The organism is Hymenobacter norwichensis DSM 15439 (assembly GCF_000420705.1).
Lineage (GTDB): Bacteria > Bacteroidota > Bacteroidia > Cytophagales > Hymenobacteraceae > Hymenobacter > Hymenobacter norwichensis.
Genome location: NZ_ATVL01000006.1, coordinates 778,524 through 797,575 on the forward strand (window position 1 = coordinate 778,524; position 19,052 = coordinate 797,575).

A 19,052-nucleotide genomic window follows, 5' to 3' on the forward strand; every position below is an offset into this window, starting at 1 on the left:
CAAAAGTAAGCAAGCGTATATCTCCTAAAAAAAGCTATTAGCTATTGTCTGTTAGCCGTTGGCTTTCTCTACACCTCCATGAGCAGAGGAGAAAAAGCTAATAGCCAACGGCCAACAGTCTTTTTAGAAGGTGATGTCTGGCACCAACCGAAACAGAAAGACTTGATAGCCAGCTTTGCCCCGCACATATTCGTGGCTGACTACTCGATAGAGCCCTTCGTAACGAAGTTTCTCGCCGTCGTCGTGGGCTACGCGCTGGAAAACCCGCACAGGCTGGCCGGTTTCCTGGCTGCGGCATAGGGCCAAGTTGCGGCCAGTCATTTCCTGGTTGGCTACTTGCTTGCCGCTTTGCAGGTCGCGCCCGCCACTACCGGAGTAGATGATTTCGTGTTCACTGAACGCATCATCCTCGTAGGCACCGGCCAGTACAATAGAGTCGGCTCCCTCTGCTTGGCTGCCACTAACGCCCGCTCGGCGCGGCTTGTGTAGTCCCGTTAAGCTCAACTCCAACCGGTTCGCAAATAAGTCGCCGGGGCGGTAGGTGCCTACGTGGCCGAAAATGCGCATGCAGAGGCGAACTAGTGAGGTGGTGAAATGGTGAGCTTGTTTTTCAGTTTGCGTCACTTACGCAATACTTGTCAGTCAGTAAAAAAACGTATCAAACTCACTATTTAATTATACCACCAACTCACGGCTTACTCCGGTACGTACTGAAGCACGCTCAAATTGTCCTCCCGGAAGATGTCATTGGCCAGTTCCAGCAACTCGGAGGCTGTGACGGCGCGCACCCGGTCGAAGATTTCGTTGATGGATTCCACCCGGCCGATGTCGAGGGTGCTTTTGGCCAGCAGTTGCATCATGCCGCCGTTGCTTTCCTCGGCCATGGCCATCTGGCCCATCAGCTGCTCCTTGGACGTATGGAGTTGCGCGGTGCCCAGCGCTTGTTCGCGAAGGCGCTTCAGCTCTTTTTGCACCAAAGCCAGCGTCCGGTTTACTTGCTTCTTTTCGGTGCCGAAATACACGCCGAATAAACCAGTATCGGTATAGGGCGAGTAGGTGGCGTCGATGGTGTACACCAGGCCGTACTTCTCGCGGATACCCAGGTTCAGGCGCGAATTCATGCCGGGGCCGCCCAAGATATTGCTGAGCATGAAAAACGGAATCCGGCGCGGGTCGTTGATGGCGTAGGCGGGCCCCCCAATTAGGCAGTGGGCCTGCGAAATGGGCTTGCGTTCCAGTTTATCAAGGCGCTGGTGGCCGCTGAATACCGTGCGGGGCCGGGCGCCCAGCCGGGCCGGCAGCGGCGCCAGAAACTTGTCGGCCAGCCGCTTCACTTCCTTGAACGGCAGGTTGCTGACCGAGCTGAATACCAACCGGTCGGTGCGGATATTCTCGCTGAGAAACTGCCGAAAATCCGGCTGCTGGAAGCTGCTCACGCTTTCCCGTGTGCCCAGAATGTTGTGCCCCAAGGAATGCTGGCCGAAAACTACATCATCGAAATCGTCGATGATGGCATCTTCGGGGGCATCCTCGTACATAGCCATTTCCTCTAGAATCACGCCGCGTTCCTTCTCGATTTCCTTCTCGGGAAATACCGAGTTAAAGGTGAGGTCGGTAAGCAGTTCGAAGGCTCGCTCAAAATGGGTACTGAGTAAGGACGCGTAGAAGCAGATTTTCTCCTTGGTGGTATAGGCGTTCAACTCACCGCCCACAGTTTCGAGGCGGTTGAGGATGTGGAAGCTTTTGCGTTTTTCGGTGCCTTTGAAGGCCATATGCTCCCAGAAGTGCGCCAAACCCTGCTGGGCTGGCTTCTCGTCGCGGGAGCCAATATCGAGCAGAAAGCCTAGGTGTGCAATTTTGGTGTGCAGCACTTGCTTGTGTAGCACCCGAATACCGTTGGGCAGCTCGTATGAGTCGTAATCAGACATGTGTGGGGTCTTGGGAGCTTGGGTACTGAGGGTCTTGGGTTGCAAACCCCGGTTGTGTATAACCACCGAGCCCGGCAATTGGGTTTCCAAGAACTACAAAGTTACTTATTGGTGAGGTGGTGAGTTTGATATTCAGGAGGCGCTAGTCTGCGCAAGTGGCGCAAGCAGAACGTCAACTCACTATTTCACCATCTCACCATTTCGTTTTTTCCGCCTCGGCCAGTACGGCTAGCAATTGCGCGGTTTCGATGCCGTGGGCGCAGCGGAAATGGCCCAATGGGCAATTGCGGTACCCGTGTAGGCCGCACGGCCGGCATTCCAGTGGCTCCGGAATTTCCACTATGCGCGCAAACGGACTCAGCGGCCCGAACCCAAACGCAGGTACCGTGGAGCAGTACACGGCGCAGGTAGGCGCGCCCACCGCCGAGCACAAATGCATGGGCGCCGAATCGTTGACGTAGTTGAGCACCGCCCCGCGCATCAGTGCCGCCGAGGCCAGCAAAGACAGCTTACCGGCCAGATTCACGATGTTGGGGTGGTGGCTGGCCTGCATTAGCGCCGTGCAGTCGGCCACGTCGGGCGGGCCGCCTAGCAGATACACCCGGTATTGTGGGGGCAGAGCGGCCAGTAGCTTCAGCCACTGTTCTTGCGGGAACTGCTTGGTAAACCACACCGAAGTAGGCGCAATGCATAGGTACGGCCCTTCGGCGGCGTAGGGCGCGGCGGCGGCTTCGTCGGTGAGGGTAGGGTAGAGGCGCGGCGCTACTACCGGGCCTTGGTAGGTAGGGTCGAGTAGGTGCAGGTTGCGCGTTACCTCGTGCACCCCTTCGCCGATGATGTGGGGCTGGGTGCGGGTGAAGTTCCAGGCAAACGGATTCTTATCGAAGCCGATGCGCTCCGGTGCGCCCGAAAAGGCCGTTAGGAAGCCGGTGGAGGCAAACCGCTGCAACGTAACTACCCGTCCGTAGCCCGTGGCGCGTATCTGCTGGAGCAGCTGCCAAAGGCCCTTGTACTTCGCCTGCTTCTTGTCCCAAATCAGCACATTCCGCACGTAGGGGTGCTCTTTAACCAAGCCTTCATTGCCTTTGCGCACCAGGAAATCCACCGGCGTAGCAGGCTCGGTTTGGTGCAGGTAATCCAGCAAGGCCGTCGCCAGAATAACGTCGCCGATGAAGGCAGTTTGGATAAGCAGGATAGCCTTGGAAGACGCAGCGGACATACGAACGCACAGAAAAGAAGCGGGCGGCAAAAGTACGCAACCCATTCTCATTCGCTTTCACGCCTCGTGCCCCACCGCTAGGGCCAGCGCGAACCTAGCTTGGGCAGTTACCTCGGAAACTTGTTCGGCAGTCCAACCAAACTTCTAACTTGCGCCCGGCGCCCCCGGTGCGCTTTTTCTGTCTTTACCAAGTCTCGCTCATGCGCTACGGCTCCATTGCTCCCGAACTGTTCATCGAAAACCGCCGCAACTTCACCAAGCTGCTGCCGCCGGCCTCGTTGGCCATTTTCCACTCCAACGACATCATGCCGACCAACGCCGACGGCACCATGGCCTTCCGCCAGAACAACGACTTGTTCTATCTGTCGGGCGTTGACCAGGAGGAAAGCATCCTCGTAATCTTTCCCGACGCCGTGCTGCCGCAGTACCGCGAAATCCTGTTTTTGAAGGAAACCAGTGAGCATATTCTGGTGTGGGAAGGCTACAAGCTGACCAAGGACGAAGCCCGCGCCCAATCGGGGGTACCTACCATCATGTGGCTGGAGTCGTTCAAGTCGGTGCTGCCGGCCCTGATGAACGAGGCCGAAAACGTGTTCTTGAACTCCAATGAGCATATTCGGGCCGTGGTGGAAGTGGAAACCCGCGACGCCCGGTTCATCAAGTGGATTCGGGAGGCCTACCCGCTGCACACCTACCGCCGCGCCGCGCCGCTGCTGCACCGGCTGCGGGCCATCAAGAGTGCCGAGGAAATTCGGCTGATGCGCCGCGCCGCCGACATCACCGACAAGGCGTTTCGGCGCTTGCTGGGTTTTGTGAAGCCCGGCGTGATGGAGTACGAAATTGAAGCCGAAATCTTCCACGAGTTTCTGCGCCACGGCTCCCGCGGCCCGGCCTACGGCAGCATCATTGCCTCGGGTGCCAACGCTTGCATCCTGCACTACGTGAGCAACGACCGGGAATGCAAAGACGGTGACGTGATGCTGCTCGACTTCGGGGCTGAGTTTGCCAACTACGCTGCCGACCTTTCGCGTTCTATTCCTGTGAACGGCACGTTCACCAAGCGCCAGCGCGACGTGTACGAGGCAGTGTTGCGGGTAATGAAGTCTGCTACTTCGCAGCTGGTAGCCGGCAACCAAATTGAAGCCTACCACGCCGCCGTAGGCCGCACCATGGAGCAGGAACTCATCAAGCTGGATTTGCTGAACGAGTCGGATGTGAAAAACCAGGACCCAGCCGCGCCGCTTTACAAAAAGTACTTCATGCACGGTACCAGCCACTACCTGGGCCTCGATGTGCACGACGTAGGCGCCAAGTACCGGGTATTCGAGCCCGGTATGGTGTACACCTGTGAGCCGGGCATCTACATTCGGGAAGAGGGCCTTGGTATCCGCCTCGAAAACGACATTCTCATCACTGCTTCCGGCAACGACGACTTGATGAAGAATATCCCGCTGGAGGTAGAGGATATCGAGCGGCTGATGCGGGAAGCCCGGTAACTGATTGATGTAATAACAGCGAGTAGAAAGAAGAAAAAACCATCTGATATAATCAGGTGGTTTTTTTTATGGATTTATCTATGAAATAAAATTTTGTTCATTTTCTGAGGTCAGATAAGTAAAATTATGGCCTGATACCCTTGATAAGCTGAAAATTAGGTGTGTGGACACGATGAAAAAAGGAAAAAAAATGCGCTGTAAGTCGCCATAAACCGAGCTAGGCGCACTGTATTAATCAACGGAAATACAACTTTCCTAAATGTGAGGGGGTATAGTAGGCTGTTTCCGCTGTGTGCCACTCCTCTGGCATGCACTGGCATTGTACCTCCATCAAACTTCTCACCTATGAGACACCTGCTTACCTTCAGCACAGCGCTGGGACTCACGCTGCTGGCGGCTGCCCCAAAGGCGCACGCACAAAGCGTCGACCGCAAAACGGCCATCAGCCTCTCGGCCAACGCGTTCCAGTACAAAGGCAACTACGGCTCGGACTACTGGAACTTCACCCGCAGCCAGTGGGGCCCGGGCATCAGCATCAACCGCTACCTGAGCAAGGGCCTGGACCTGGGCCTGAGCGGCAACTACGTGGAGTTCAAGAACCCCAGCCAGCCGGCGGGCAGCACCAACTACTTCGCCAACAACGTGGTGAACGTGCAGTTGGCCTTCAAGCTGAAGCTCAACAATGGCTGGGCGCTGAAAGAAGACGCTTTTGTGCAGCCCTACTTGGTGGTAGCGCCGGGCGTGGCCTTCACTAGCCTGGAGGGTCGCTACAACGGGCAGCAGCTCAACAAAGACGACACGCGCTTTTCGGGCATGGCCGCGGCGGGGATCAACTTCCGCATCTCAGACGCCATCGGCGTGTTTGTACAGACGGGGCAGACCGTGCCGTTTGGCGTGAACCTGGACGGGGTGACCCCGCGCGACAATGATAGCTGGGATGACCGCTACTTGCAGCACACCGCTGGGGTAACCGTAGCTTTCGGTAAGCCAAAAGACGAAGACGGTGATGGTGTTCCAGACCGTAAGGATAAGTGCCCCGGCACGCCAGCTGGCGTAGCTGTAGATGAAAAAGGCTGCCCACTTGACGGCGACGGCGATGGTGTTCCAGATTACCAAGATAAGTGCCCCACCGAAAAAGGTGTAGCTTCATTGGAAGGCTGTCCTGACCGTGACAACGACGGCGTACGTGACTCGGAAGACGAGTGCCCCGACCAGGCTGGTACTGCTGCACTGCGCGGCTGCCCAGATGCTGACGGCGACGGTGTAGCCGACAAAAATGACAAGTGCCCTGATACCCCAGCCGGCACGCAAGTAGATGCTACTGGTTGCCCACTCGTAGTTGATGCCGACGGCGACGGTGTTCCAGATGCACAGGATACTTGCCCTAACACGCCAGCCGGTACTCGTGTAGATGCCAATGGTTGCCCGCTCACGATTGACCCAGCTGTTCAGAAATTGGAGCAGCCAATCCGCTTCGCTACCAACAGCACGGTTATCACGACTAGCTCGTATCCGAAGCTCAACAAAATGGTGCAGGCTCTGAAAGACCACCCCGAGTATAGCATCCGCGTAATCGGCCATGCTGACAGCCGTGGTACTGACGAGTTCAACCAGGCTCTGTCGGAGCGTCGTGCTGGCTCGGTGAAGCGCTACTTCACTGGCAAGCAAGTTGACCCATCCCGCATCGTGACCGAAGGCCGTGGTGAGAGTGAGCCAGCAGCTCCAAACTCGTCGAAAGCCAACATGTCGAAAAACCGTCGTGTTGAGTTCAAGTTCGAGTTCTTCATCCCAGGTCAGCCGCAGCTGTAAGGCTACTGCAAGACTCAAGTAGAAAGCGGCAGGCCATTCGGTCTGCCGCTTTTTTTGTGCCCTATCACTACCTTATGCCTTGCAAAACAACCGGATTACTGCCAGCACGAGCGGTGCAAGCAAAACCAGTTAGACGACTATTTCCAATGGTTCAGCTTCATGGAAATATAATATATCGACAATTCCGTCATAACCACAACCTCTGCGGCAGTAGATAGGTATAGGAGCCTAAGTTCCTTTGAGCGGAACTGCATGCTCTCCCCACACCATTCTTTTCTTCACATGAAAAATCTGTTTACCACTAGCGTGTTGCTAGGGGCGTCGCTGCTGGCGGCTGCCCCGAAGGCGCACGCACAAAGCGCCGACCGCAAAACGGCCATCAGCCTCTCGGCCAACGCGTTCCAGTACAAAGGCAACTACGGCTCAGACTACTGGAACTTCACCCGCAGCCAGTGGGGCCCGGGCATCAGCATCAACCGCTACCTGAGCAAGGGCCTGGACCTGGGCCTGAGCGGCAACTACGTGGAGTTCAAGAACCCCAGCCAGCCGGCGGGCAGCACCAACTACTTCGCCAACAACGTGGTGAACGTGCAGTTGGCCTTCAAGCTGAAGCTCAACAATGGCTGGGCGCTGAAAGAAGACGCTTTTGTGCAGCCCTACTTGGTGGTAGCGCCGGGCGTGGCCTTCACTAGCCTGGAGGGTCGCTACAACGGGCAGCAGCTCAACAAAGACGACACGCGCTTTTCGGGCATGGCCGCGGCGGGGATTAACTTCCGCATCTCAGACGCCATCGGCGTGTTTGTGCAGACGGGGCAGACCGTGCCGTTTGGCGTGAACCTGGACGGGGTGACCCCGCGCGACAATGACAGCTGGGATGACCGCTACTTGCAGCACACCGCTGGGGTAACCGTGGCGCTAGGCAAAGCCAAGGATGAAGATGGCGACGGCGTGGCCGACCGCAAAGATAAATGCCCTGGTACTCCCGCCGGTGTAGCAGTTGACGCTAACGGCTGCCCCTTGGACGGCGACGGCGACGGTGTTCCAGATTACCAAGATAAGTGCCCCACCGAGAAAGGCCTCGCCGCTCTCGAAGGCTGCCCTGACCGTGACGGTGATGGTGTGCGCGACGGCGACGACAAGTGCCCCGACACTCCCGGCAAGGCTGAACTGCAAGGTTGCCCCGATGCCGACGGCGACGGTGTAATCGACTCGCTTGACAAGTGCCCCAACACGCCAGCCGGCGTATCGGTAGATGCTAGTGGTTGCCCCCTCGACCGTGACGGTGATGGTGTGCCTGACTACCAGGACCGTTGCCCGAACCGCCCCGGCCCAGCTTCCAACAAAGGCTGCCCCGAGCTGAAGGTGGAAGAGAAGAAGAAGCTCCAGGAAGCCACTAAATTCATCCAGTTCGAGTTTAACAAGGCTACCCTGAAAACTTCGTCGTACCCTACGCTCGACGGCTTGGTGGAAATCCTGAATGCCTATCCGGACTATAGCCTGGGTATTTCGGCCCACGCCGACAACAAAGGCGATGATGCCTATAACCTGCGTCTGTCGGATGAGCGTGCTGCCTCGGCCCGCACCTACATGCTCAGCAAAGGCATCCCCGCCGACCGTATCGTGTCGCACGGCTACGGTGAGAGCAAGCCCATTGCCGACAATGCTACCGAAGCTGGCCGCGCCATCAACCGCCGCGTAGAGTTCGATGTGTATCTGCCCGGCGACCCGAACCCCGCCGAAACCAAATACGGTGTAGCCCCCGAAATTCCGGCTGCTCCTGCTAAAGCTGCTCCGAAAGCGCCCGTGAAAAAAGCACCCGCTCGGAAAGCTGCTCCCCGCCGGAAATAATATCCGCGAATTAACAGCATATCAAATTTTGATAAGTGAAAAGGGCCTGTTCCAGTGGAACAGGCCCTTTTTCGTATGGATACTCTACAGCTTGCGCGAATACTACCAGTGTTCTGTACTTGTGATTTTCACTACTGTAGTATCAACAACCAATGCATTGAGTATGGACCTTATACTGCTTGTTTTAAGAACCCGCGACTTAGCTAGGTTGGCTGACTTTTATAGCTTGCTGGGGTTGGTATTTGAATACCACAAACACGGAAACTCACCGCTGCACTACTCAACCATAATTGGGCTTTGGTATTGAGAATTTTGACGAAACAATGGAGCGGCTAAAGAATAAAAAAGCACTGTTTTCAGCAGAGCCAACGCAGACTACCTTCGGATTTATGGCCGCTGTTGTTGATCCGGATGGCAGGAACATAGAGTTGTCTAGAAAATAGTTGGGTAAAGATTTCACGGCAGATAATAGCCTAATAAAAACAGCCGCCCCGAATGGAGCGGCTGTTTTTGCTGGAAGCAGGAAGAAATTACTTGGTCATATCGGCAATGCCGGGCAGGATTTTGATAAGCTGGTCGAGTTGGCTTTGGGTGAAGTTGCCACCGATGGACATCAGCATAAACGAATCAGGGGCACCCGTGACGCTGCTGGTGGCTACCACTTCACTGATTCGGTCGCCTTGCTTGCGGGTGGCGTAGCGAATGTTGCTGTCGCCGGACGGCGTGAGGGGGCTGTACCGCTCGTTGGCTAGCAGGCCGTTCACTTCACTTACCAAGCCATCGGCAACCAGCTTTTGGGCGCTGTTGCTGGTAGGGGCGAAGGTCAGTATTTTGAAGCTACGGATAGACGATAGGGCTTGTGTTAGGTCGTTGCCACCGCCGAGGCTACCCAAGCGGCCCAGCAGCAGGCGGGTAGTGAGGCCGGCGTTCCAGTCGGTGGCTTTGAAGCCGGAACGGTTTTCGTATTTGCTGAAGAACTCGGCTACGGTGCGGGCGGGCCGCTCGGGGCCGGCGGCGCGGCAGCCCGCCATCAGCAATAAAGCCACCAGAGGCATCCAGGAGAGGGAACGAAATTTCATACGGTAGAGAAAAAGTGAATGATGGCCTTATACGGCGCGGCGAAAATAAGGCGTCGGCAGGCAACCAAAAATTCTTGCGTCAGCCCTTCGGCTAGTTGCCATCAGCACTCATTTTCACTCAAAACCAATAACGTTTACAAAGAATACTTCCCGGTTGGGTGCCTTCTCGGTGCGGATGTTCTGGTAACCGAACGCCAGAAACTTGCTTCCATACCACGTCAGAAGCCGTTCTTGGTTGGTGCTAGTGGCTTTTTCCTTCACGGTAGGCAGCGCTGCTGTCTGTAGCTCCACGTGTAAGTCGTTGGGCGACGGGGCGCTGTGGTCGATAACTTTGTAATTGAATTTCTCCTGATCAAGGTAGGCAATGGCCACGCGCTGGCCGTCGGGTAGGGGGCGCAAATGAACCGTTTCGGTGAGGCTGTTGGTGTACACATCTTTTAGTACGAAGGTATTGTCCCATAACAAGTTGCCACGGTTATCAAAGCCGCAGACCAGCGCGTGGGTGATGCGGTAGCCTTCGGCTTGCCGGCTGCTGCCGTACCAGTTGTTATTGTTGTAGTTACCGTAGCGGTAGGGGCTGTAGGGCAGGAAAGGTCCGCCCCACATGCCGTAGTTGTTTTGCCGATACTGCGGATAGTAGATTTCAGCCACCATCACGTAGCCCCCCTGAAACGGAACCAAGTCGTGAATCAGGGTGCGGTAGTGCAGCCGCAGTACTTTGTCGGAGGCGCGCATCTTCTCGCTCCGCTGCCGTAACCGGGCAGCCCTGCCGGGGCTCATAAAGTCGAAGAAGTGCTTGAGGTTAGCAAAGTCGTAGAAGCGTAAAGACCGGCGCGAACCGGTGGGCGTGACGCCCGCCGAAAGGTCGGCGGCAAACAGGCCCTGCGAGTACCGGGCGTCGCGTAGGGTGTAGGTGCCGGCCAGTAGCCGTCCGTTGGCCGAATCGGTGGCCGGGCTGATTTGGGCTGAGATAAGGCCCCGCTCACTTTCGGCCTGCACAAACTCCGAGCGGAGCAGCTTGCCTTCTGCCGAGAGCTGTTTGAGTTGCAGCCGGTTCTTGAAGCCGTTGGTTTGGCTCAAAACAAACTCGGCCCGCCGCGCCGCCGAATCGGCTAGAAACGACAGTTGCGTGGGCAGCGGCTCGTACACCGACGGCAAAAACTGAAACTTATTGGCCGCCAAATCCAGCAGCAGAATCGTGAGGTGGTTGTCCACCAGCACCGACACGAACAGGTTGCCGCCAATAACTTTCAGGTCGTAGATGCTACGAGCCAACTTGGTATCGAAGGTGAAGGTCTTTATCTGACCATTATCACCGTTGATGGCAGCCACCCACAAGCGGTGCTCCACCGATTCCGACTGAAATAACGCGTAGGCATTGTTGCCTTCGTTGGAAAGCTGCCGCATCTCAAACTCGCGGGGTACCTCTAGGGCCTTAGTCCAGCGGGGCTGTAGGCGGTGGTCGTATTTCTGAATGCTATACTCGAGGCGCCGATTGCCCAGCGGGTCTTTGTCAACCAAGAGCAGCAAGCTGCTGTCTTGCGGCATAGGTAGCACCTGCACGTCGCTGTTGTACATTTCCAGCGGTAGCTCCAGGCGCTGGCCCTGCACGGGGGTAGGAGGGGTGGGCTGCTGCGCCAGTGTAGGCCGCGATAACCCCGCTGACAGCAAGAAAAACACGAAAGCGGATACGTACTTCATAAGCAAGGCCAGCTGCCAGCTTCGGCATCTGCGCTCAGTAAGATACGGGAAGTACCGGATTTGGTAAGGCGTTTCGGAAATAGTAAACCCGGTAACAAAAGTGGCGGCCGCAAAACCCAGCCACTCAGGTTTGTCAGCCGCCATTTGCGGGTTGCTTAGCTGCCAGTAAAGCTATTCCACTGCCTCACTCAACTCCAGAATGGCATCAAACTCGGCGGCTTGCAGCGGCATCACCGACAGCCGCGACTGGCGTAGCAAACCAATCTGGCTTAGGCGCTCATCACGCTTAATGGCCGCCAATGAAACGGGTTTGGTTAAAGCCTGCTGCGGTTTTAGGTGCACGGCCACCCAGTTGCTGCCCGCTTCGGCGGTGGCATCGGGAGCGGCAGCCGCCACTACTTCGGCCACGCCCACCACTTGCTTGTCGGTTACGCTGTGGTAGTACAGTACCAAGTCCTGAGGTTGCATTTGCAGCAAGCAGTTGCGGGCCTGAAAGTTGCGGACGCCGGTCCAGTCGGTGCCACCGTCACGAAGGAAATCCGCCCAGGAATATGCGGCGGGTTCTGATTTAACGAGCCAATACTTCATGCGGCGAAGCTACTATGCAATTGGTGCGCAGGAAAGTATTGAAAACCCAAGGGGCTACGTAGCGGCAACCAACCGGGTATTGCCATAGGGCTAGGGTAGCCGGCGAGCCGCTAAGCTGGTACTGGTTACGGTGCTAATTAGTAGAGTGTAAGTATAAGGGGTGGTTTGTGGTGGATATATGGTGACGCTAAAGGTCTGTCCGTCAACAGTAGTCCAAGTACCAGGAACGCTAAGGGTACCATCGGCTGGGGCTGGCATATACTCAATAAAAGTGCCGTCTGATTCCAAGCGAAACCCACTCTGGCCCAAACGTGGTGGTGCCGAAGCCGCCGGTATATACGTGGTGTTGCCGTTAGCATCTTGCTGCATTACAAACCAATCCACTCCGAAAAGATCAGGCGAGATAATGGTGTCTTGGTCTTCCTTGCAACTAACAAGGAGTATAAGCATCAGAAAAAGCGAGAGGAAACTAGTAACACGCAGTGTCATGAATAAGTGGAATTAGAATGAAAGAAGGGACTCTATCATGTAGAGTCCCTTCTATATACTTAGGTTGCAAGCTGTTACTTATTCTGCTTCTATCCGCTTCACTTTCAGCAGGTCCTTGTTCATCGACACGATTTCCAGCTTATAGTCGGGGTCTTTCTTGTCGTCGAGGGTGATGCGGAGGGTATGGTCGTTTTCGGCGGTCCACTTGCCTTTGCGGCCTTCGAGGCCATCGGTAGGAGCAATGTCGAACTGCGTGAACAGGCCGTTGTGGTCGAAGGCAAACCCGGTGCGGCCCCTTGAGGGCGGAAAAGCGTAGGTGTTGGGCCGGTACACCCGGATGTCGCCTTCGTCTTCTTCGTGGGCATGCAGCCAGGTACGTTCCAGTTGTTTCATTTCGGCGGAGGCTTTGGTACCGGATTTACAGGTGGCGGCTAGCAGCAGCACGCTCAGGCAGGCAAACAAGGTGAACAGACGCATATCAGAGAAGAGTAATGGCTGATGGTTGAGGATGGAGCGGTTGTGCCGGGCGCAAATGCGTAAGACTACCGCGCAACGAAGGTAAACGAATCAAACAGGGTAGGCGGTAATGCTGCTTTATACGTACGCTCATCAACAAGTAGCAAGCAACAATCAGCTACCAGAAACTACCTTTGCTGACTATGGACAACCGCGCCCTGACGCGTGCTTTTCGGCTGGCCGCCCAACTGCTGGAACTGCACGATGAGAATCCGTTTAAAATCCGGGCCTACGAAGGCACCGCCAGCGCCCTCGAAGCCCTGAGCTTCCCGGTGGCTGATGTGGAGCGCCACGGCCTGCCCGACCGCACTGGCCTCAGCAAAACCGCCGCTGCCCGCGTAGCCGAAATGCTCGATACCGGCTCGTTTGAGGAGCTAACGCGCCTGCTGGCCGCTACCCCGCCCGGCGTGGTGGAGCTGCTGAGCGTGAAAGGTATCGGCCCCAAGAAAATCAGGGCGCTGTGGAAGGAGCTAGGCATTGAGAGCCCCCAGCAGCTGCGCGAAGCCGCCGAAAACGACCAAGTAAGCAAGCTGAAAGGCTTCGGCCAGAAAACCCAGCAAACCATTCTGGAAGCGCTGGAATTTTCGGCTCAAAGCCGCGGCAAGCTGCTGTACCCGCAGGCCGAGGAACTGGCCAACGACCTGCGCCAGCACCTGCAAGACGCGCTTGGCACCGAGCAGGTAGCCGTGGTAGGGGAGGTACGCCGCCGCCTCGAAACCGTGGAAACCGTAGCGCTGGTAGCTGCCACCGCCCAACCCACCAAAGCCCATGCTCAACTCAACTCCTTGGAAGGGCTCACCGCCGACCCGCACCGCTCCGGCCCGTTTGCGTGGCGCGGCACTGCCACCGCGTCGGGCGTGAAAGTGGAAGTGTTGCTGGCAAGCAAGGAGGACTTCACCAACCAAGTATTCCTGCAATCCGCCGCCGAAAAGCACCTCTCGGAGCCGCTGGCTGAGGCACCCACGGGGCAGCCGAACACGTTGCGGCAATTGCTGAAACGGGAGCGGTTCTATCAGGAAGCAGCCATCTACGAAAAAGCTGGGTTGCAATACGTGGAGCCCGAAATGCGCGAAGGACTAGGCGAGTTGACCTTGGCCAAAGAACATAAGCTACCTAAGCTGCTGGAAGACGCCGACCTGCGCGGCTCCCTGCACAACCACAGCAACTACTCCGATGGCAGCCACAGCCTGCGCGAAATGGCAACCTTCCTGCGCGACCAAGGCTACCAGTACCTCGGCATCTGCGACCACTCGCAGGCGGCGCACTACGCCAATGGGCTGAGCGTGGAGCGCGTGCGCCAGCAGCAGCAGGAAGTAGACCAGCTCAACCAGGAGTTGGCGCCATTCCGCATCTTCAAAGGCATTGAGTCCGATATTCTTTCCGATGGTGCGCTCGACTATCCGCCCGCCGTGCTCGAAACCTTCGATTTTATTGTAGCCTCGGTGCACAGCAACCTGCGCATGGACGAGCACAAAGCCACTACGCGCGTACTGCGGGCCATCGAAAACCCGTATTGCACCATGCTAGGTCACCCTACTGGCCGCTTGCTGCTGCGCCGGGAAGGCTATCCGCTCGACCACAAGGCTATCATTGATGCCTGCGCCCAGCACCAGGTTATCATCGAAATCAACGCCAACCCCTGGCGCCTCGACCTAGACTGGCGCTGGGTGCGTTATGCCCTCGACCAAGGTGTGCAGCTCAGCATCAACCCCGATGCGCATCATACCAATGGCTACGCCGACATGCGCTACGGTGTGTTCATGGGCCGTAAAGGAGGCCTGACCAAGGACATGACGTTCAATGCCAAATCGGTGGAAGAAGTGGCCGAGTATTTTGCCCAACGCAAAGCCAACATCAAGCCCCCGCTGCAATTTCAGGATACCCTGTTTGGGTAAGGGTTTGAAGCTATTAGCTGCTGGCTGTTAGCTTTTTGTTGATACGAACCACAAAAGCCAATAGCTAACAGCCAGCAGCTAATAGCTTAATCATCATGAAGATTCTGATTCTGCGCTTTTCTTCCATTGGGGATATTGTGCTGACTACGCCGGTGGTGCGGGCGGTAAAGCAGCAGGTGCCGGGCGCGGTGGTGCATTTTTGTACCAAGCCGGGCTACCGTAGCATTATCGAGCCTAACCCCTACGTGGACAAGGCGCACTATCTCACCGGCTCATTGAAAGAACTGGTGGCTGAACTGAAAGCCGAGAAATTTGATTTCGTGGTGGACCTGCATCACAACCTGCGAACCAGCTTGCTGAAAGCCCAGCTCGGCGTGAAATCGGCCAGTTTTGATAAGTTGAACTGGCGCAAGTGGTTGCTGGTGCAGTTCAAAATCAATACCATGCCGCGCGTACACATCGTGGACCGGTACCTGGCCGCCGCGGCGCAGCTAGGCGTGAAAAACGATGGCAAAGGATTGGACTACTTCATTCCGCCAGCCGATGAAGTGGACGTGGCTACGTTGCCTGCCGGCTTTCAGCACGGCTACGTGGCTTTTGCCATTGGGGCCCAGCACGCCACCAAGCGCCTGCCGGTAGAGCGCATCATTGAGCTATGCGCGCAGCTCCGGCGGCCCGTGGTACTGCTTGGTGGCCCCGAAGACGAAAGTACCGGGCACGTTGTAGAATTGGCTTTCGAGAAGCAAGCCGCCGTTTCGCCGCCTTCCATGCCGAGTATTCCCGACAGCCCTTATTACTTCCCCAAACAATCGGCAAGCAACAATCAGCAAGCAACAACCATTTACAACGCCTGCGGCCGATACTCCCTGAGTCAGTCGGCCTCGTTGGTGCGGCAGGCGCAGTTGGTCGTCAGCCACGATACGGGCCTGATGCACATTGCGGCGGCCTTCCGGAAGGAGATATTCAGCGTGTGGGGCAACACAGTACCGGAATTTGGCATGTACCCGTACCGCACCGAGTTTCGGGTGCTGGAAGTGCGCGACCTGCCGTGTAGGCCCTGCTCGAAAATTGGCTACGAAAAGTGCCCGCAAGGCCACTTCCGCTGCATGCGTGATATTAAATTTGACTTAGACTTGCCTCAAACGCAAGACGGTAGATAAAGGTTTAGAAATAAGTATAGGGTTTAGCGGATTTTCAAATAGGTTTTTATATACTTGCCAGTAAATTGGTCAGGCAAAATCCTATTTAATTTTCTTTTCTCTAATCCTTTTCTAAATGCGCATTTCTACTTTGGGCTCTCTATTTATAGCCCTGTTTGCTATGCTACTCACCGCCTGTGGCCCCAGTATTTATCTGGCAAACGACTTTCGGTCTTATGCTCCCAAGCACAAGACGGTAGCTATTCTACCTGCTTACGTAACTATGCAGATGCGGCCTAATCAGGCAAAGAATACAACTCTCGAGCAGCAGCGCGAGATAGAAAATAAAAGCGGTATTGACTACCAAGAAAAAATTTATGCTTGGTTGTTGCGTCGTACCCAGCAGCGTGGGTACACGGTCCAGTTTCAGGACATCACGCAAACCAATGCGCGTCTGCGGGAAAGTCAAATTCCGACGGCTGAGCTCCGCAGCCACACTCCACAGGAACTAGCCAAGATTTTGGGTGTAGATGCCGTACTAACCACCAACGTGCGAACCACCAAACCCATGAGCGATGGTGCTGCCGTAGCAGTAGGCTTACTTGTTGGCGCTTGGGGGGCTACCAACCAAGCCAACATCACGGTGAACATTCACGAAGCCGACGCCGGTAAGCTGTTGTGGAAGTACGACTATGTTGCCGCCGGCTCGGTAGGTAGTTCCACTGAGAGCACAGTGAATATGCTAATGCGCAACGCGTCGAAGAAATTTCCTTATACGCCAAAGTCGTAATACGATTTCTGAGGCCTGACCGCCAAAGAGGCAGCTTGAGTCATCGAACTTAAGCTGCCTTTTCATTTATACATTCGCGAAACCAGTCTCATTAAGCCAAGCCGAAAACTGTATCTCTCTTCATAAATCCCTAGCTGGTGTGATGAGCTGAAAGGTTGTTTTAACTGAATATCACCCACACCATTAGTGCTCGTGCCTAGTTGTTACAGCTAATCACTAGGTACAAGGTGCACTCTTTACTACCAACAGCATGATGGACGCTCCCAACAAAGCAGTATTAGTAAAAGTAGGCCAAGACGCACTGCTGGCCGATGTGCAAGCCGGCCGCCACACGTGGTTCATTGATGAGCCCGTGGCTGCCGGAGGCCAAGACCAAGGCCCCACACCCTACGACCTATTGCTTTCCGCGCTGGGAGCCTGCACGGCCATTACGCTACGCCTCTACGCCAACCAGAAAAAATGGCCTCTCGAAGCCATTGAGGTACGTTTGAGCCACCAGCGCGTGCACCGGCAGGATTGCGACAAGTGCGAGATGCCTAGCGAGATGCTGGAAGAAGTGCAAAAAGAGCTGCGTCTAGTTGGTCCGCTCACGCCCGAGCAACGCCAGCGCCTAGAGGTGATTTCCAGCAAGTGCCCAGTGCAGAAAACGCTAATGAGCGGCCTGCGCATCGTCACGACACTGGTGGAATAGCAGATTACCGAAGAAGCTTCCTATTTTACGGTAGTCAAACCCAGCCTTCTTTAACCGTACCCTATATGGCTATCTGCTCCCATCTTTCTGCCCTAACTGCGCTTATCCCTGCCGCTGAACACGTCTGCCCCGATTGCGTCGCCCTCGGGGATAAATGGGTGCACCTGCGCGTCTGCCAGGAGTGCGGCCACGTTGGTTGCTGCGACCAGTCCAAGAACAAGCATGCCACCAAACATTTCCGCGCCACCGAACACCCAGTTATCATATCGGCCGAGCCCGGCGAACAATGGGCTTGGTGCTACGTGGACGAGCAAATGGCCGAGTATTAGCACTGAAAATACTGTAGTATAAAGGTGGGCCTCTCGAATTAGAAAGGCATAGAAAAAGCCCGTTCAACTCAGTTGAACGGGCTTTTTCTATGCCTTTCTGACATTATCCAATCTTGCTGAAGCCACAGTAGGAGTGGAGCACTTCCGGCAGATGGATGCTGCCGTCCTCTAGCTGGTTGTTTTCCAGGAGCGCAGCCACAATACGAGGCAGCGCCAGCGCCGAACCGTTCAGCGTGTGCAGGAGTTGCGTTTTGGCACCATCCTCGGGGCGGTAGCGTAGCTTGAGACGGTTGGCCTGATAGGTTTCAAAGTTGCTGGCCGAGCTTACTTCCAGCCATCGGCCCTGGGCGGCGCTCCACACTTCCAGGTCATACGTAAGGGCCGAAGTGAAACCCATGTCGCCGCCGCAGAGGCGCAGCACGCGGTAGGGCAGCTCCAGCTTTTGCAGCAGCTTTTCAATGTGAGCTACCATTTCTTCCAGTGCCGAGTAGCTCTGCTCGGGTAGCGTAATCTGTACAATTTCCACCTTGTCGAACTGGTGCAGGCGGTTGAGGCCGCGCACATCGGCACCCCAGCTGCCGGCTTCACGGCGGAAGCAGGGTGTGTGGCCGGCGTTGCGGATGGGTAGCTTGTCGAGAGCTACAATTTCGTCGCGGTAGAGGTTGGTGATGGGCACCTCGGCCGTTGGAATCAGGTACAGGTTGTCCCGCTCGTCGTGGTACATCTGGCCTTCCTTGTCGGGGAGCTGGCCGGTGCCGTAGCCCGAAGCTTCGTTCACCAGAATTGGGGGTTGCACTTCCTCGTAGCCAGCGGCGCGGGCCTCATCTAGAAAGAAGTTGATAAGCGCGCGCTGCAAACGCGCACCTTGCTTCTTATATACCGGAAAACCCGCTCCGGTAATCTTATTGCCCAGCTCGAAGTCGATGATGTCGTGCTTCTTAATTATCTCCCAATGCGGCTGCGCGTTGGCAGGCAGTGTGGGAATGGTGCCTACTTCGCGCACCACTTCGTTGTCTTGGGCCGAGCGGCCTTCCGGTACGCTGCTGTGCGGCAGGTTGGGTAGCTTGTAGAGGGTTTGCTGCAAGGCCACTTCCACCTGGCCTAGCTCGTCGGCGTGGGTTTTGGTTTGCTGCTTTAGCTCGGCAGTGCGCAGCTTCAGGGTTTCAGCCCCGGCTTTGTCACCCGATTTCATCAAAGAGCCAATCTGGCGGGCCAGCTCGTTGGCTTCGGCCTGGGCCGCATCGTGGGAGGTTTGCAGGTCTTTGCGGCGCTGATCGAGTTCGAGAATGGCCTGCACGTCGGCTTGCGCCGTTTTGTAATGCTTCTTGGCCAGGCCGGCCAGCACCAGCTCGGGGTGCTCTTTGAGAACGGAAACTTGCAACATGGGGCAGCAGATACAAATGAATAGGAGCGCAAAAATAGCCGTAGATTTTGCAGAATAAACGCAGCTTCTTTACAAGGCAAAGTTGCTGTACGGCTTTGCCACTTAAAACAAGAGAAAAAACGTCTTTACTCGAAAAATAACGTAGTAAATA

At 56.0% G+C, this 19,052-nt stretch carries 17 protein-coding genes; 8 read left to right on the forward strand and 9 right to left on the reverse strand.

What is annotated here, in order from left to right; genetic code table 11:
- Positions 1–123: 123 nt before the first annotated feature.
- The 3 genes from G536_RS0104455 to G536_RS0104465 form a co-directional block, all read right to left on the reverse strand.
- Entirely contained in the window at positions 124–567 is a 444-nt protein-coding gene (locus G536_RS0104455) for a YDG/SRA domain-containing protein (protein WP_026879827.1), read from the reverse strand.
- A gap of 128 nt (positions 568–695) precedes the next feature.
- Positions 696–1,928 carry a M16 family metallopeptidase gene (locus G536_RS0104460; protein ID WP_026879828.1) on the reverse strand — a complete coding sequence of 411 codons (1,233 nt, stop codon included), beginning with the start codon at positions 1,926–1,928 and terminating at the stop codon, positions 696–698.
- Between the two features lie 193 nt (positions 1,929–2,121).
- Positions 2,122–3,147 (reverse strand): glycosyltransferase family 9 protein, encoded by a 1,026-nt coding sequence (locus tag G536_RS0104465; protein WP_022822383.1) that lies wholly within the window; start codon positions 3,145–3,147, stop codon positions 2,122–2,124.
- 200 nt (positions 3,148–3,347) lie between these two features.
- On the opposite strand from G536_RS0104465, the gene G536_RS0104470 reads away from it, so the two are divergent.
- From G536_RS0104470 to G536_RS26240, 3 genes are all read left to right on the forward strand, one after another.
- The gene (locus tag G536_RS0104470; RefSeq protein WP_022822384.1) at positions 3,348–4,643 is read left to right on the forward strand and encodes an aminopeptidase P N-terminal domain-containing protein; all 1,296 of its coding nucleotides are present in this window, start codon (positions 3,348–3,350) and stop codon (positions 4,641–4,643) included.
- A gap of 345 nt (positions 4,644–4,988) precedes the next feature.
- Positions 4,989–6,452, forward strand: a complete 1,464-nt coding sequence (locus G536_RS30325; RefSeq protein WP_022822385.1) for an OmpA family protein — start codon at positions 4,989–4,991, stop codon at positions 6,450–6,452.
- A 282-nt stretch (positions 6,453–6,734) separates the two neighbouring features.
- Positions 6,735–8,300 (forward strand): OmpA family protein, encoded by a 1,566-nt coding sequence (locus G536_RS26240; protein ID WP_022822386.1) that lies wholly within the window; start codon positions 6,735–6,737, stop codon positions 8,298–8,300.
- A gap of 530 nt (positions 8,301–8,830) precedes the next feature.
- On the opposite strand, the gene G536_RS0104490 is transcribed toward G536_RS26240, so the two are convergent.
- The 5 genes from G536_RS0104490 to G536_RS0104505 form a co-directional block, all read right to left on the reverse strand.
- The gene (locus G536_RS0104490; protein ID WP_084708483.1) at positions 8,831–9,379 is read right to left on the reverse strand and encodes a DUF4252 domain-containing protein; all 549 of its coding nucleotides are present in this window, start codon (positions 9,377–9,379) and stop codon (positions 8,831–8,833) included.
- Between the two features lie 114 nt (positions 9,380–9,493).
- Positions 9,494–11,080: a hypothetical protein gene (locus G536_RS0104495; RefSeq protein ID WP_157530400.1), complete on the reverse strand. Its 1,587-nt coding sequence runs from the start codon at positions 11,078–11,080 to the stop codon at positions 9,494–9,496.
- 171 nt (positions 11,081–11,251) lie between these two features.
- Positions 11,252–11,668, reverse strand: a complete 417-nt coding sequence (locus tag G536_RS0104500; protein WP_022822389.1) for an EVE domain-containing protein — start codon at positions 11,666–11,668, stop codon at positions 11,252–11,254.
- A gap of 90 nt (positions 11,669–11,758) precedes the next feature.
- The gene (locus G536_RS32030; protein WP_157530402.1) at positions 11,759–12,118 is read right to left on the reverse strand and encodes a hypothetical protein; all 360 of its coding nucleotides are present in this window, start codon (positions 12,116–12,118) and stop codon (positions 11,759–11,761) included.
- A 117-nt stretch (positions 12,119–12,235) separates the two neighbouring features.
- The gene (locus G536_RS0104505; protein ID WP_022822390.1) at positions 12,236–12,634 is read right to left on the reverse strand and encodes a hypothetical protein; all 399 of its coding nucleotides are present in this window, start codon (positions 12,632–12,634) and stop codon (positions 12,236–12,238) included.
- 182 nt (positions 12,635–12,816) lie between these two features.
- Between G536_RS0104505 and G536_RS26245 the strand changes: the two genes are divergently transcribed.
- The 5 genes from G536_RS26245 (at position 12,817) to G536_RS31325 (ending at position 17,517) form a co-directional block, all read left to right on the forward strand.
- A complete protein-coding gene (locus G536_RS26245) occupies positions 12,817–14,568 on the forward strand; it encodes a DNA polymerase/3'-5' exonuclease PolX (RefSeq protein WP_022822391.1) in 1,752 nt (583 codons plus the stop codon).
- A 95-nt stretch (positions 14,569–14,663) separates the two neighbouring features.
- Complete coding sequence (locus G536_RS0104515; RefSeq protein ID WP_022822392.1) at positions 14,664–15,728, forward strand: glycosyltransferase family 9 protein; 1,065 nt, start codon at positions 14,664–14,666, stop codon at positions 15,726–15,728.
- Positions 15,729–15,843: 115 nt separating this feature from the next.
- Positions 15,844–16,497 carry a hypothetical protein gene (locus G536_RS0104520; protein WP_026879830.1) on the forward strand — a complete coding sequence of 218 codons (654 nt, stop codon included), beginning with the start codon at positions 15,844–15,846 and terminating at the stop codon, positions 16,495–16,497.
- A gap of 250 nt (positions 16,498–16,747) precedes the next feature.
- The gene (locus tag G536_RS0104525; RefSeq protein WP_022822394.1) at positions 16,748–17,188 is read left to right on the forward strand and encodes an OsmC family protein; all 441 of its coding nucleotides are present in this window, start codon (positions 16,748–16,750) and stop codon (positions 17,186–17,188) included.
- Between the two features lie 65 nt (positions 17,189–17,253).
- The gene (locus G536_RS31325) at positions 17,254–17,517 is read left to right on the forward strand and encodes a UBP-type zinc finger domain-containing protein (protein WP_071837654.1); all 264 of its coding nucleotides are present in this window, start codon (positions 17,254–17,256) and stop codon (positions 17,515–17,517) included.
- A 103-nt stretch (positions 17,518–17,620) separates the two neighbouring features.
- Here the strand turns inward: G536_RS31325 and serS are convergent, their stop codons facing one another.
- Complete coding sequence (gene serS / locus G536_RS0104535; RefSeq protein WP_022822396.1) at positions 17,621–18,901, reverse strand: serine--tRNA ligase; 1,281 nt, start codon at positions 18,899–18,901, stop codon at positions 17,621–17,623.
- Between the last annotated feature and the right edge of the window lie 151 nt (positions 18,902–19,052).

Coding starts and splice junctions, on each gene's coding strand:
- G536_RS0104460 (WP_026879828.1), bottom strand. CDS start 1,928: ATGTCTGATTACGACTCATACGAGCTGCCCAACGGTATTCGGGTGCTA.
- G536_RS26245 (WP_022822391.1), top strand. CDS start 12,817: ATGGACAACCGCGCCCTGACGCGTGCTTTTCGGCTGGCCGCCCAACTG.
- G536_RS0104490 (WP_084708483.1), bottom strand. CDS start 9,379: ATGAAATTTCGTTCCCTCTCCTGGATGCCTCTGGTGGCTTTATTGCTG.
- G536_RS31325 (WP_071837654.1), top strand. CDS start 17,254: ATGGCTATCTGCTCCCATCTTTCTGCCCTAACTGCGCTTATCCCTGCC.
- G536_RS0104505 (WP_022822390.1), bottom strand. CDS start 12,634: ATGCGTCTGTTCACCTTGTTTGCCTGCCTGAGCGTGCTGCTGCTAGCC.
- G536_RS0104515 (WP_022822392.1), top strand. CDS start 14,664: ATGAAGATTCTGATTCTGCGCTTTTCTTCCATTGGGGATATTGTGCTG.
- G536_RS32030 (WP_157530402.1), bottom strand. CDS start 12,118: ATGCTTATACTCCTTGTTAGTTGCAAGGAAGACCAAGACACCATTATC.
- G536_RS30325 (WP_022822385.1), top strand. CDS start 4,989: ATGAGACACCTGCTTACCTTCAGCACAGCGCTGGGACTCACGCTGCTG.
- G536_RS0104525 (WP_022822394.1), top strand. CDS start 16,748: ATGATGGACGCTCCCAACAAAGCAGTATTAGTAAAAGTAGGCCAAGAC.
- G536_RS26240 (WP_022822386.1), top strand. CDS start 6,735: ATGAAAAATCTGTTTACCACTAGCGTGTTGCTAGGGGCGTCGCTGCTG.
- G536_RS0104465 (WP_022822383.1), bottom strand. CDS start 3,147: ATGTCCGCTGCGTCTTCCAAGGCTATCCTGCTTATCCAAACTGCCTTC.
- G536_RS0104495 (WP_157530400.1), bottom strand. CDS start 11,080: ATGAAGTACGTATCCGCTTTCGTGTTTTTCTTGCTGTCAGCGGGGTTA.
- G536_RS0104470 (WP_022822384.1), top strand. CDS start 3,348: ATGCGCTACGGCTCCATTGCTCCCGAACTGTTCATCGAAAACCGCCGC.
- G536_RS0104500 (WP_022822389.1), bottom strand. CDS start 11,668: ATGAAGTATTGGCTCGTTAAATCAGAACCCGCCGCATATTCCTGGGCG.
- G536_RS0104455 (WP_026879827.1), bottom strand. CDS start 567: ATGCGCATTTTCGGCCACGTAGGCACCTACCGCCCCGGCGACTTATTT.
- serS (WP_022822396.1), bottom strand. CDS start 18,901: ATGTTGCAAGTTTCCGTTCTCAAAGAGCACCCCGAGCTGGTGCTGGCC.
- G536_RS0104520 (WP_026879830.1), top strand. CDS start 15,844: ATGCGCATTTCTACTTTGGGCTCTCTATTTATAGCCCTGTTTGCTATG.